Genomic DNA, 12,471 nt, shown 5'->3' on the forward strand with positions numbered 1-12,471 from the left:
CTCATCCGGAGCTGGTTCCAGGACAGGCTCGCGCAGCAGTTGGAGGAGCAGGGCCGCGAGGGCGCGAAGTTCTTCGCCTCCGACACCACCCAGGCACCATCCGGTATCCGAGAACGACTCGGCATGGGAGACCCGGACGCCCACCGCCACGACGTGATGCGTACCGCCTACAGGTTCGCCGCCGGCTTCGACGACACCCCTTGGATGTTGCTCACGAGCTGGGAGCCGCTGAGCCTGACCCGAGGCACCGTCATCTCCTTCCCCGAGTCCGGACCACACGCCGGCCAGAGCATCCCGCACCGCATGGCCGCCATCGGCATCACCGTGGACACCTGGCGGGAGGACGTGTGCGCCCGCCCGGCCTCACCCGACGAGGCCAAGCGGTTCGACATCGCCAAGGGTTCCATCCTGATCGTCATCGAACGCGCCTACTACGCGGGCGACCAGGTGGTGGAGGTGGCCGACATCATCGTGCCCGCCGAGGCCACCAAACTCGTCTACAACGGCCCGGTCGGCGACCGCTGAAGAGGTCGCTTGCCACCGGTACGATCAGCCACGGACAGTTACCCTGGCCGTAACCGGCTTCGGTAGGAGGACACGTTGCTGCTCAGATTCCGCACAGCGAACGTGCGGTCGCTTCGCGACGAGCAAGAACTTTCCTTCGTCGTCCCGGAGGGTGTGCCCACTACGGCAGCGGCGCACGAGCTGAACATCGCGGGAAACCGTCCCGTGCGGGTCTTCCCGCTGGTCGGCATCTTCGGCGCCAACGCCTCGGGCAAGTCGAACATACTCGCCGCCCTGACCGACATGCGTACGGCGGTTCTCGATTCCTACGCCGCCTGGGCCTCCCTGGAGAACATTCCACGGGAACCGTTCCGGCTGAGCCCGAAGTTCGAGAGTGATGCGAGTTTCTTCGAAGTCGATCTGGCGATCGACGGGATCCGCTGGACCTATGGCTTCGAGCTGGGCTCAACGCACGTGCTGGCCGAATGGATCCACAGTTATCCTCGTGGCCATCGTCAGGTCTGGCTTGATCGAGACGCCTCCCGGCCCGAGGTCTACGAATGGCCGGGCGGGCGCGTCAAGGATCGTGCCCAGTTGGCGCGGCGCACCCGGCCGAACGCTCTCCTCCTGTCCACGGCCGGGACGGACAACCATGCTCAGCTTTCGGCGCTGTTCCATTGGTTCCGGCGCAACCTGCGGCTTGTCACCCAAGAGAGCGATCGGGAAGAGCGTGAGCAGCTCACCGTCCAGGAACTGTCGGGCAGCCGCGCGGCGCGCATCAACGAATTGCTGAGGGTCGCGGATTTGGGCATCACCGGCGCACAGGTAATCCGTGACGACAGGAAGCGGCCGAGGGTGAGACTGGCCCACCGGTCGGCGTCGGGTGAGATCTCCCTCGACTGGCGAAACGAGTCCTTCGGCACTCGTTCCTGGTTCGCGCTGCTCGGCCCCTTGTTGATGGCACTCGACGAGGGCGGCGTGCTACTCGTCGACGAACTGGACTCGAGTCTGCACCCGCGCTTCGCAGCCGAAGTCGTCAGGCTCTTCCACGATTCCCACGCCAACCCCAAAGGCGCACAATTGATCTTCACCTCGCACGATTCGTCGCTGCTCACCACTCCCAGCGGTGAGCGACTGCTGGAGCCGGGCCAGATCTGGCTGACGGAGAAGACCCAGGAAGGCGTCACGGAGCTGTACCCCCTGACCGCAGCCGCACCGACCGAGGGCGAAGACCTGATGAAGTCCTATCTGGCCGGATCGTTCGGTGCGGTCCCAGCGATTCTGGAAGGACAGATCGCCCGGCAATTGCTGGTCGCTCGCGAACAAGAGTCCATGGATGAAGGCGAGCAATGACGCGCACGAGGGGGAAGGACGCGTTGACATCCGCTCAACAGCGGCGCGGGCGACGCCACCGAGTCGTTTACGTGTTCACCGAAGGCGAGGTCACGGAGCCTTCGTACATCGACATCATTCACAACCGGGGCAGCTTCGCCGATCCGGCGATCCCGGTTGAGGTGCGGATCGCGAATGCCAGTGCGCCGGGGTCCCAGCGCAAGCCGATCAAGCTGGTCGAGGCGGCGGTGCGTTTGGAACGTGACAAAGCGCGGGAGGCGGAGCGCATCCGGCTGCCAAAGGAGTTCTGGCCCCAGGTGTGGTGCCTTTTCGATCGAGACGATCACGTGGTGCTCGGTCAGGCGCTGAAGCAGGCCCGCGAGGGAAACGTAAGGGTCGCCTTCTCCCATCCGTGCTTCGAGGTGTGGCGGCTACTGCATCACAAGGCAGTCACCGGTACGTTCGGCCAGGTTTGCGACTTGGCGACAGCGCGGCTGCCCTTCGCCAGAAGCGTGGCGAACGTCAAGATCGTGCTACCGGAACAGATCCCGATGGGCAGCTTCGGGTTAGCCAAGAAACGCGCCCTCCAGATGAACGCTGTTCATGAGGACCACTTGCCCTTGCAGAACCGGGATCCGTACACCGACGTCTTCGCCTTCGTCGAGCAGGGACTCGGCATCACGTCCTATTGACGGCGTCAACTAGATTCGTAGCCGTGCGGATCATCTCTCTCAATGCTTGGGGCGGTGCGATGTTCGATGAACTCGGCCGCTGGCTCGACGGCTGTGACGCCGACATTCTGTGCCTGCAGGAGGTGACGCATACCCCGACCGGCCAAGGCTGGACGCGGTTCGATGACGCCGAGCGGTCGTTGCCGCAGCGAGCCGATCTGCTGGCCGACGTCCGTTCGCGTCTTCCCCACCATCACGGCCTGTTCACCGCGAGCGACTCGGGGCCGGTGCGGGATCACGAAGGCGCCGAGCATCGCCAGGACTTCGGGGTGGCCACCTTCGTCGCCGAGGGGCTGCCGGTCGTCGGTCTGCGGTCGGCGTTCGTGCACGGCACCTACATCGACCACCGGGAGTGGCCGAGTGATGGGCGGCCGCGTGCGGCGTTGGCCGTGCGGGTCTTCGACCGTCGGGGGCGGCGGTTCGTGACCGTCGTCAACCTGCACGGTCTGCGGGACGCGGGTGGGAAGGGTGACACGCCTGCGCGCCGCGTACAGGCCGAACGGCTTGTGGATCTGGTGGACGGGGTGCGGGAGGAGGGGGATCTGACCGTGGTGTGCGGTGATCTCAATCTGCTGCCCGGGAGTGAGACGTTCCGGATTCTCGGCGGCAGGCTCGGGCTTACCGAGCTGGTGCGGGAAAGCGACACCAGGACCTCCCGTTATCCCAAGCCCGTACGGCATGCGAGCTACCTGCTCGTCTCCGACCCCGCCGCCGTCAAGCACTTCGAGGTCGTCGCCACGCCCGAGGTGTCCGACCACCGGGCCCTGCTGCTCGAACTTACCCAGAGGTAATCACGCACTTCAAAGTGCGTTCTTGTGGACCGTGACGGCTCCGGTGAACAGTTGTTCCCATGAACACACGAATCAGCATTCTGGGTCTGGGAGCCATGGGGCGGGCCCTTGCGAGCGCGTTTGTCGAGGCCGGTCACGAGGTGACGGTCTGGAACCGTACCCCCGGGAAGGCGGGCGATCTGGTCGGGCGAGGCGCGCGGGAGGCGCGGAGCGTGGCGGAGGCGGTGCGGGCGGCCGAGGTGACGGTCGTGTGCCTGCTGAACGACGCCAGCGTCCGTGAGACGCTCGCGCCGATCGTGGCGGAGCTGGAGGGCCGCACGCTCGTCAATCTCACCAGTGGGTCGGCGGAGCAGGCGCGTGAGCTGGCCGTATGGCTGGAGGGGTACGGGGTGCGGCTCCTGGCCGGGGGGATCATGGCCGTGCCGCCGACGGTGGGGACGGAGGGGGCGTTCATTCTCTACAGCGGGGCGCGGGAGTTGTTCGAGCGGCTCGCGCCCGTGCTGGCTCCGATCGGGCGGCCGCAGTGGGTGGGTGAGGATCAGGGGTTCGCGGCGTTGTACGACATGGCCGCCCTGAGCGGCATGTACGGCATGAGCGCCGGGACCGACCACGCCGTGTCGCTGGTCCACGCGTCGGGCGGCGACGTGGAGAGGTTTAAGCGCGAGGTGCTCCAGCCCTGGATGGAGCAGATGCTCGTGTTCATGGTCGCCGGCGCGGACGTGAGCGAGACCGTTCCTGAGGAGTTCAACGCGGCGATGCAGGCGACCGGCCTGGAAACCATGATCGCCACCTCGGAGGAGGCGGGGGTGCACGCGGAGCTGGCCGGACACCTGCGCGCCTCGTTGTGGCGGATGAGGCGTGCCGTCGCCATGAACTAGGAACCTCGGGTAGAGCCGTTAACATGGGGGAATGCGCAATCCGCCCTATATTTGCGCGCTCGACGCCGCGATGGACGTCATCGGAGGAAAGTGGAAGGCGCTGATCCTCTGGGCGCTGGACGAACGGCTCCGTCGGTTCGGCGAGTTGCGCCGCAGCATGCCCGGCATCAGCGAGAAGGTGCTCGCCCAGCAGCTACGCGAACTGGAGGCGGACGGGGTCGTGCGCAGGACCGTGTTCGACGAGACGCCGCCCCGGGTCGAGTACGACCTCACTGACAGGGGCGTCGCGCTCTACGCGGCCCTCCAAACACTGGGCGAATGGGGCGCCGAGCGCATGCGTGAGCTCGACCTCGCTCCCACGCACGGCAAGGGGTGAGATGTCCAGGCCGGCCGGCACCGAGCCGGCCTGGACACCCGGATCAGCCGCCGACCGGCGTGAAGTCGCGGGCGGCGATGAAGTCGGGGCGGCGCGAGGACGCGGCGAACGGCTGCACGCAGGTGTTCTCAACGCTGTTGAACACGATGAAGATGTTCGAGCGCGGGAACGGCGTGATGTTGCCGTTGGAGCCGTGCATGCAGTTGCAGTCGAACATCGTCGCCGAACCCGCGGCCCCGGTGAACACCTCGATGCCGTGCTTGTCGGCGAGGATGGACAGGCTGCTGGGGTCGGGCGTGCCGATCTCCTGGCTGCGCAGCGACTCCTTGTAGTGGTTGTCGGGGGTCTCCCCGACGCAGGTCACGAAGCTCTTGTGCGAACCGGGCATGATCATTAGCGAGCCGTTGTGCACGTAGTTCTCCGTCAAGGCGATGGAGATGCTCACGGCGCGCATTCGGGGCATCCCGTCCTCGGCGTGCCAGGTCTCGAAGTCGGAGTGCCAGTAGAAGTCCTTGCCGCCGAACCCGGGCTTGAAGTTCACCCGGCTCTGGTGCACGTAGACGTCCGAACCCAGGATCTGCCGGGCCCGGCCGACCACGCGCGGGTCGTTCACCAGGTTGGCGAAGATCTGGCTGATCTTGTGCACCTCGAAGATCGAGCGGATCTCGTTCGACTCCCGCTCGGTGACCGTGCGCTCGTCGGCCAGGACCTTCTCGTCCTTGGACAACCGGCGCAGCTCGCCGCGGAACAACTCGACCTCGTCGGGCTCAAGCAGCCGGTCCACGGACAGGAAGCCGTTGTCGCCGTAGGCGGCCAGCGTCTCGGCGTCGATCGGGCCGTCGCCGGGGGCCCCGTACACGGTCGGGTCCTGCCGGTACAGCAGGGCGGCCTCCGTGCCGACCCTGGTGGGGTACAGGTCGTGCGTGCTTGGCGTGGTGAGTCCTGCGGTCATGGCTACGCATCCTCCTTGATCAGCGGGTAGACGCCGTTCTCGTCGTGCACTTCCCTGCCGGTGCAGGGCGGGTTGAAGACGCAGACGGTGCGTACGTCCGTGTGCGCCCGCAGGGTGTGGTGCTCATGGCCGTCGAGGAGGTACATGGTGCCCGGCTCGATCTTGTGCTTCTCGCCGGTCTCCTCGTTGGTGAGCTCGCCCTCGCCCTCGATGCAGTAGACGGCCTCGATGTGGTTGGCGTACCACATGGCGGTCTCGGTGCCGGCGTACAGCACGGTCTCGTGCAGGGAGAAGCCGACCTTCTCGCGAGCCAGCACCAGCCGCCGGCTGCGCCACGTCTTGGCCTCCACGTCCCGTTCGGTTCCGGTGATGTCGTTCAGCGAGCGAACGATCATTCGTGTCTCCTTCCAGTGGTCAGGCGAGGACGGTCTTGACCGAGTCGTTGAGGATGTCCAGGCCCTGCGCGAGCTCGTCGGCGGTCGTCGTGAGCGGCGGCAGCAGCTTGACCACCTCGCTCTCGGGGCCGGAGGTCTCCATCAGCAGGTTCCGCTCGAAGGCCGCGGCGCACACCTTGGCGGCGTCGGCGGGCTCGGCGAACGCGATCCCCTGCGCCAGCCCGCGCCCGCGCGTGCCGGTCACGGCCTCGGGATGTTCGGCGGCGATCCGGTCCAGGGTCTGCTGCACCTGCTCGCCCTTGACGATGGTCTGCTTCTCCATCCCGGCGTCGGTCCAGAAGGAGTCCATCGCGGCGGCCGCGGTGACGAAGGCGGGGTTCGGGCCGCGGAACGTTCCGTTGTGCTCGCCCGGCTCCCACACGTCCAGCTCGGGCTTGAGCAGGGTGACCGCGAACGGGAGCCCGTAACCGCTCAGCGACTTCGACAGGCACACGATGTCGGGGACGATCCCGGCCTGCTCGAAGCTGAAGAACGGCCCGGTACGCCCGCAGCCCATCTGGATGTCGTCGACGATGAGCAGGATCTCGTGCTGCTTGCACAGGTCGGCCAGGCCGCGCAGCCACTCCGCGGTGGCCGCGTTCAGCCCGCCCTCGCCCTGCACGGTCTCGACGATGACCGCGGCCGGGGTGTCCAGGCCGCTGCCGCTGTCCTCCAGCATGCGCTCGAAGAACAGGAAGTCCGGCGTCTGGCCGTCGAGGTAGTTGTCGAACGGCATCGCGAGGGTCTGCAGCGGGATGCCCGCGCTCCTGCGTTTCATCGAGTTCCCGGTCACCGCGAGCGCCCCGAGTGACATGCCGTGGAAGGCGTTGGTGAAACTCACGATGGTGTTGCGGCCGGTGACCTTCCTGGCCAGCTTGAGCGCGGCCTCCACGGCGTTCGCGCCACCCGGCCCGGGGAACTGCACGCGGTAGTCGAAGCCGCGGGGTTTCAGAATCACGTCCCTGAACGTTTTCAGGAACTCGCGTTTGGCGACCGTGTGCATGTCAAGGCTGTGCACGATGTTGTCGTCGCTCAAGTAGAGCAGCAACTTCTCTTTCAGCACCGGGTTGTTGTGCCCATAGTTGAGAGTCCCGGCGCCGGCGAAGAAGTCGAGGAACGGGCGCCCGTTCTCGTCGTAGAGATGGCTCCCGATGGCCTTCCTGAAGACGGCCGGCCAGCTTCGGCTGTAGCTGCGTACCTCTGATTCAGTGCTTTCGAAAATATCCATTGGTTCAAATGCCTCCTGACTGGGCCGCCTGATCGAGGGGCCCGATTCGATAGAGCACTTCAGCCTGATGGCCTGTGGGGAACAACTCCTCGCCGAGCAGTGGCCGCCGTTCCAGGTGCGCTCCGCGGTCGCGGGCGAAGGCGGTGAACAGCCGGTCCGAGGCGAGGTTGTCCGGCGTGATCGTGGCCTCGATGAACCTGCATCCGGTGCCGGCCAGGTAGCCGAGCATGCGGCCGGCCAGCGCGCGGCCGCGCCACTGCTCGTCCACCGCGACCTGCCAGACGAACAGCGTCTGCGGATCCCGCGGGCGGACGAACCCGGTGACGAAGCCCCGCACGCCGCCGTCGGCCCGCGCCACCACGGAGGTGGTCGCGAAGTCCCGGCACCAGAGCAGATAGCTGTAGGGAGAGTTGAGATCAAGGCTCTTCGAGTCACGCGCTATGCGCCACAACTCCTGACCGTCCTCCAGTCGAGGCGGTTCCAACGTCTCGGTCGAGGACGCGTGTGCTGACGACATGGGATTCGAACTTAGCGAATCCGTAACGCGGAGTAACTCGCCGAAAATACGTTCGCGGTTTGAGTCTCGAAGCCCGGGGGTAGAGCAGTTGGATTTCCCGTTTCCACCGGGTGATCAGGCGGCGGAGAGTCGGCCGGATTCCCGGTCCGACCAGGGGCCGGGCACCCCTTCTCGGGCCTTTCGGCAGGAGCCCGGCCGGGCCGGCCGCTCAATGGGCATCGTGATCTGGGCCACTCGTTGAGCGCGGTGTGATGGCAAAACTATTGAGAGATAGATCACACCATGCTATTGCAAACCGATAACGGTCGATAAGCGTCTGGTTTGATCTCGGTAAGGAGGCTTACCCGATCCGGGAAACGGGGACGCCGCCGGCGCACGTGATGGTCAGCTCGACCTCATCGCCCTCGTCCGGCTCGAACTCCACCTTCGCCTCCCGCGCCGGCCCCGGCTCGACCTCGTCCACCGAGTAGTCCTGGGCCGGGCTCCACCTGCGCAGCGTGGCCAGGTCGCCGTCGCACGAGGCGATCACCGTGCCTCCCGGGCTGCGGATCAGCTTGCTCTGCGCCGTCTGCGAGGGGGCGGCGCGCGCCGGGTCAGGGGTGCGGGCGGTGGCGGTGGCCAGGGCCGAGCGGATCTCCGGCCCGCTGAGCACGTGGCTGTCGGTGCCGGTGAGGCCGTTGCCGAGCAGGCTGATCACCGCCACGGCGGCGACGGTGGCGGCGACCGCGGTGGCGACCCAGGCCGCGACCAGCTTCTTCATGGAAATACGTTCTCCCACGTACGGCTAAGGCCAGGTTAAGGCGACGATAAGGGCGCCCAGTTCATCGCCCGGGAGCGTCTAGCTTCTTGTATATGGCGGACATCCTGCTCATCGAGGACGACGTGGCGATCCGTACGGCGCTCAGCCGCGGCCTGCGGGAGCTCGGCCACGCCGTCTCCTCCTCCCCCACGGCGCTGGAGGGGCTGCGGCTGGCCGTGCAGGACCGGCCCGACCTGATCGTGCTCGACCTGGGCCTGCCGGACCTGGACGGGGTGGAGCTGCTGCGCATGTTGCGCGCGGTCAGCCGGGTGCCGGTGATCGTGGCCACGGCCCGCGACGGCGACGCCGAGATGGTGCCCGTGCTGGACGCGGGGGCCGACGACTACGTGGTCAAGCCGTACAGCGCGGCGCAGCTCGACGCGCGCGTGCGGGCCGTGTTGCGGCGGGCGGGCGGGGCGCCGCCGGAGGAGCCGCTGGCGGTGGGGGCGCTGCGGGTGGATCCGCGGGCGCGTACCGCCTCGCTCGACGGCGGGCAGCTGGATCTGACGCCGCGCGAGTTCGACGTGCTGCACTATCTCGCGACGCGGCCGGGCGAGGTGGTCACCAAGCGGGAGTTGCTGACCGAGGTGTGGCAACTCCCCTACGGCGGCGCGGACAAGACCGTGGACGTGCACCTGTCGTGGTTGCGCAGGAAGCTGGGCGAGACGGCCGCCGAGCCGCGCTATCTGCACACCGTGCGAGGGGTCGGCGTCAAGCTCGTCGAGCCGTCATGAGGCGCTGGCTGGCGCTGCTCGTCGCGGCGACGACCTCGCTGGTGCTGATCGCCCTGTTGGTGCCGATGGCGCTGCTGATCAGGGCCGTGGCCGAGAACGGGGCGATGAGCCGGGCCACGTCCGCGGCCGAGTTCGTCGCGGTCGCGGTGGGCACCCCCGACCTGGAGCTGGCCGTGGAGCAGGTGTCGCGGCCCGTGACGGTGTACCTGCCAGGCGACCGCACCGTGGGCGTCAAGGCGGACTGGTCCGACGCCGTACGCCTGGCCGCGACGGGGCGCAGCGTCACCGCCGAGGCCAGGGGCGGCAGGGAGGTGCTGGTCTCGGCGCAGTCGTCCGAGGGGACGGCCGTGGTCAGGGTGTTCGTGCCGGACTCCGAGCTGATGCGCGGAGTGCGGGAGGCGTGGCTGGCGCTGCTGCTGCTCGGGATCGGCCTCGTCGCGCTGGGCATCGTGCTGGCCGACCGGCTGGCGCTGGCCGTGACGCGGCCGGTTGACGGGCTGGCGCGGGTGTCGCACCGGCTGGCCGGCGGCGACCTGACGGCCAGGGCCGAGCCGGGCGGGCCGCCCGAGGTGCGCTCGGTGGCGCTGGCGCTCAACCATCTGGCGGGACGGATCGACGAACTGCTGGCGGCCGAGCGGGAGTCCGTGGCCGACCTCTCACACCGGCTGCGGACGCCCCTGACGGGCCTGCGGCTGGACGCCGAGTCGTTGCGGGACCCTGAGGAGGCGGCGCGCGTACAGGCCCGTGTGGACGCTCTGGAGCGCGCGGTGAGCGCGGTCATCACCGAGGCGCGGCGGCGCTCTGCCGGGCGCGAGTCGTGCGACGCGACGGCGGTGGTGCGCGAGCGCGTCAGGTTCTGGTCGGTGCTGGCCGAGGACCAGGGCCGCGAGGTGTCGATCGCGCTGCCCGGCGGGCCGCTGCCGGTCGCGGTGGGCGCGGAGGAGCTGGCCGCGTGCGTGGACGCGCTGCTCGGCAACGTCTTCGCGCACACTCCGGAAGGGGTCTCCATGGCGGTACGGCTGGCGCGCGAGGCCAAGGGCGCGCTGCTGACCGTGGAGGACTCGGGACCCGGGTTCGAGCCCGAACTGCTGGAGCGGGGCAACAGCAAGGGCGGCTCCACGGGGCTCGGCCTGGACATCGCCCGGCGTACGGCGGAGTCCTCCGGCGGCGGCCTGACCGTCTCCAGGTCCGAGCGGCAGGGCGGCGCCCGGGTGGACGTGCTGCTCGCGTTTTCGCCGTCTTAACCATCCTTTAGCGCACGATTACCAGGGATCACGATTGCGTAGAAGCATGCAGATCACGAAGAAACTCCTCGTTGCTGGAATCGTCTCCCTGGCCGCCACCGGCGGCGCCGTGTACGCCACCGCCGCCTACGCCACCTCCGACTCCGACGCCGCCGTCGCGCAGGTCGCACCGAAGGTCACGGCGGAGCGGGCGATCGGGATCGCGCTCAAGGAGGTCCCGGGCTCCTGGGTCAGCGAGCTCGACTTCGACAACCGCGGCAAGAACGCCGACGTGTGGGAGCTGGAGCTGACCAAGGGCTCGGAGCGGCACGAGGTGGACGTGGACGCGGCCTCGGGCAAGGTCACCAAGCAGCAGGCCGACCAGGATGACAACGACGACGACAACGACGGGGACGACGACAACGACGACGACTGATCCTGGGGGAAGCACCGTGCCGGCCCGCCATCGGCGGGCCGGCACTGTCATGTCAGCGAACCATCCGCATGACGATCGGCCGGTGGTCCGACAGGGTGGTCGCGAGCACGGAGCCGCTGGTCGTGGTCATCCCGCGGGTGTAGACGTAGTCGATGCGGGCGCTGCCGTGAGTGGGCTTGTTGGCGTGCTTGCCGCCGGCGTCCAGCCAGCCCGCGTTCCTGAACCGCTTCGACAGCGGGTCCGCCGGCTGGGCGTTGAAGTCGCCGGTGAGCACCAGCGGCGAGCGGTTGCCGAAGTAGTCCAGCACCTTGGCGGCCTGGGCCTCGCGGCGGCCGACGGAGGTCTGCGACAACCCCGGCGACAGGTGGGTGGTGAACACCCGCAACTGCGCGCCCTCGCCGAGGTCGAGCTTGACGCCGGCCAGGGAACGGTTGACGGGACAGGTCGCGAACTTCGTGAGCGGGATCGTCACCCGCTCCACGATCTTGTACGACGACAGGATCGCGTTCCCCGCCTTACCCGGCTGCGGATCGTCACAGGGCCCGACGTCGTCGCCCGCGCCGAAGTGGGCGTTGTCCGTGAGGTCCCAGCCCAGCTCGTCGGCGAGCTGACGCACCTGGTCCGCCCCCGGCCTGCGGTGCACCTCCTGAAGGGTGACGACGTTGGCGCCGCTGTCGCGGATCACCTTGGCGATGGCCTTCATGTCGGCCGTCTCGCCGCGTACGTTCCAGTCGAGCACCACCACGTTCGCGGCCCTGGCCTGCGCGGGCGCGGGCGGCAACAGCAGAAGGGCGGATAAGACGATCACCGGGCTACGTCGCATGGCTCGTGATCTTACGTCAGCAACCGTCCAGAATGCCTTGCATCGCGTCCTTCTCCGCAGAGGTGACCCAGAGCTCGTACTTCGCCTTCACCTCGACCTGCTTGGCGATGTAGGTGCAGCGGTAGGACTTGCGCGGCGGCAACCAGGTGGCGGCGTCGGAGTCGCTCTTCTGGCCGTTCAGCGGGCCGTCCACGGCCATGAGGTTCAGCGGGTCGTTGGCGAACTCCTTGCGCTTGGTGTCCGACCACTGCTGCGCGCCCTTCTGCCAGGCGTCCGACAGCGGGATCACGTGGTCGATCTGCACCGCCGTGCTGGTGTCCTGGCCGCGCTTGAACTTGATGGTCTTGCCGCTGTACGGGTCGTCCAGGGTGCCGGTCAGCACGATGCAGTCGTGGGTGCCGGACTTGAAGGTCTCCTCCTCCAGGTCGCGCTTGAGTATGTCGTTGCGGGTGTCGCAGCCGTTGCGGTCCACGTCGGACCAGGCGGGGCCGAACTCGTCGCGGTCGAAGCCGGTCTTCGGGGCGCGGCCCTTGACGGCCAGGTCCTTCAGCTTCTTCTTGGCGTCGGAGATCGTGGCCGAGTCCGGTTTCGCGTCATCGCCGCCGCCCGTGGACCGCGCCGTGTCGAGCCCTCCGCAACCGGCCAGCACCGCAACTGTGGCCAGACCGGCCATGAACGCCCGTACCCGCACGCCCGCTCCCAGACTTTCGTCG

16 protein-coding genes are annotated in these 12,471 nt (G+C 68.0%); 9 read left to right on the forward strand and 7 right to left on the reverse strand.

Translation table 11 applies throughout. From position 1 onward, the window contains the following. The first annotated feature begins 123 nt into the window (after positions 1 to 123). The 6 genes from AB0I81_RS46725 to AB0I81_RS46750 all read left to right on the forward strand — a co-directional run bounded on the left by AB0I81_RS46725 (position 124) and on the right by AB0I81_RS46750 (position 4,612). Positions 124 to 525 carry a UTRA domain-containing protein gene (locus AB0I81_RS46725; protein WP_360672505.1) on the forward strand — a complete coding sequence of 134 codons (402 nt, stop codon included), beginning with the start codon at positions 124 to 126 and terminating at the stop codon, positions 523 to 525. A 75-nt stretch (positions 526 to 600) separates the two neighbouring features. Then, positions 601 to 1,857: an ATP-binding protein gene (locus tag AB0I81_RS46730; protein WP_360672223.1), complete on the forward strand. Its 1,257-nt coding sequence runs from the start codon at positions 601 to 603 to the stop codon at positions 1,855 to 1,857. Between the two features lie 71 nt (positions 1,858 to 1,928). Continuing rightward, positions 1,929 to 2,528 carry an RloB family protein gene (locus tag AB0I81_RS46735; RefSeq protein WP_360672226.1) on the forward strand — a complete coding sequence of 200 codons (600 nt, stop codon included), beginning with the start codon at positions 1,929 to 1,931 and terminating at the stop codon, positions 2,526 to 2,528. A 23-nt stretch (positions 2,529 to 2,551) separates the two neighbouring features. Continuing rightward, a complete protein-coding gene (locus AB0I81_RS46740) occupies positions 2,552 to 3,358 on the forward strand; it encodes an endonuclease/exonuclease/phosphatase family protein (RefSeq protein WP_360672229.1) in 807 nt (268 codons plus the stop codon). Positions 3,359 to 3,417: 59 nt separating this feature from the next. After that, the gene (locus AB0I81_RS46745; protein WP_360672232.1) at positions 3,418 to 4,236 is read left to right on the forward strand and encodes an NAD(P)-binding domain-containing protein; all 819 of its coding nucleotides are present in this window, start codon (positions 3,418 to 3,420) and stop codon (positions 4,234 to 4,236) included. 31 nt (positions 4,237 to 4,267) lie between these two features. Then, complete coding sequence (locus AB0I81_RS46750; RefSeq protein WP_360672235.1) at positions 4,268 to 4,612, forward strand: helix-turn-helix domain-containing protein; 345 nt, start codon at positions 4,268 to 4,270, stop codon at positions 4,610 to 4,612. A gap of 43 nt (positions 4,613 to 4,655) precedes the next feature. Here AB0I81_RS46750 and thpD read toward each other — a convergent pair whose 3' ends face one another. From thpD to AB0I81_RS46775, 5 genes are all read right to left on the reverse strand, one after another. After that, a complete protein-coding gene (gene thpD, locus AB0I81_RS46755; protein WP_360672238.1) occupies positions 4,656 to 5,564 on the reverse strand; it encodes an ectoine hydroxylase in 909 nt (302 codons plus the stop codon). 2 nt (positions 5,565 to 5,566) lie between these two features. Beyond that, positions 5,567 to 5,959 (reverse strand): ectoine synthase, encoded by a 393-nt coding sequence (locus AB0I81_RS46760; protein WP_360672240.1) that lies wholly within the window; start codon positions 5,957 to 5,959, stop codon positions 5,567 to 5,569. 19 nt (positions 5,960 to 5,978) lie between these two features. Then, positions 5,979 to 7,226 (reverse strand): diaminobutyrate--2-oxoglutarate transaminase, encoded by a 1,248-nt coding sequence (ectB, locus tag AB0I81_RS46765; protein ID WP_360672243.1) that lies wholly within the window; start codon positions 7,224 to 7,226, stop codon positions 5,979 to 5,981. Positions 7,227 to 7,230: 4 nt separating this feature from the next. Further along, a complete protein-coding gene (ectA, locus tag AB0I81_RS46770; protein WP_360672246.1) occupies positions 7,231 to 7,743 on the reverse strand; it encodes a diaminobutyrate acetyltransferase in 513 nt (170 codons plus the stop codon). Between the two features lie 340 nt (positions 7,744 to 8,083). After that, a complete protein-coding gene (locus AB0I81_RS46775) occupies positions 8,084 to 8,503 on the reverse strand; it encodes a hypothetical protein (protein ID WP_360672248.1) in 420 nt (139 codons plus the stop codon). Between the two features lie 92 nt (positions 8,504 to 8,595). Between AB0I81_RS46775 and AB0I81_RS46780 the strand changes: the two genes are divergently transcribed. Genes AB0I81_RS46780 through AB0I81_RS46790 form a run of 3 tightly spaced genes read left to right on the forward strand, consistent with a single transcriptional unit; the run spans position 8,596 to position 10,935 of the window. Then, a complete protein-coding gene (locus tag AB0I81_RS46780; protein WP_360672251.1) occupies positions 8,596 to 9,276 on the forward strand; it encodes a response regulator transcription factor in 681 nt (226 codons plus the stop codon). Further along, complete coding sequence (locus tag AB0I81_RS46785) at positions 9,273 to 10,520, forward strand: HAMP domain-containing sensor histidine kinase (RefSeq protein WP_360672254.1); 1,248 nt, start codon at positions 9,273 to 9,275, stop codon at positions 10,518 to 10,520. Before AB0I81_RS46780 ends, AB0I81_RS46785 begins: the two co-directional genes overlap by 4 nt. Before the next feature lie 46 nt (positions 10,521 to 10,566). Continuing rightward, a complete protein-coding gene (locus tag AB0I81_RS46790) occupies positions 10,567 to 10,935 on the forward strand; it encodes a PepSY domain-containing protein (protein WP_360672257.1) in 369 nt (122 codons plus the stop codon). Between the two features lie 52 nt (positions 10,936 to 10,987). On the opposite strand, the gene AB0I81_RS46795 is transcribed toward AB0I81_RS46790, so the two are convergent. Further along, positions 10,988 to 11,758, reverse strand: coding sequence for an endonuclease/exonuclease/phosphatase family protein (locus AB0I81_RS46795; RefSeq protein WP_360672260.1), 771 nt, complete (start codon positions 11,756 to 11,758; stop codon positions 10,988 to 10,990). A gap of 16 nt (positions 11,759 to 11,774) precedes the next feature. Then, positions 11,775 to 12,449 carry an HNH endonuclease family protein gene (locus tag AB0I81_RS46800; protein ID WP_360672263.1) on the reverse strand — a complete coding sequence of 225 codons (675 nt, stop codon included), beginning with the start codon at positions 12,447 to 12,449 and terminating at the stop codon, positions 11,775 to 11,777. Between the last annotated feature and the right edge of the window lie 22 nt (positions 12,450 to 12,471).

This window comes from Nonomuraea sp. NPDC050404, assembly GCF_040655495.1.
Lineage (GTDB): Bacteria > Actinomycetota > Actinomycetes > Streptosporangiales > Streptosporangiaceae > Nonomuraea.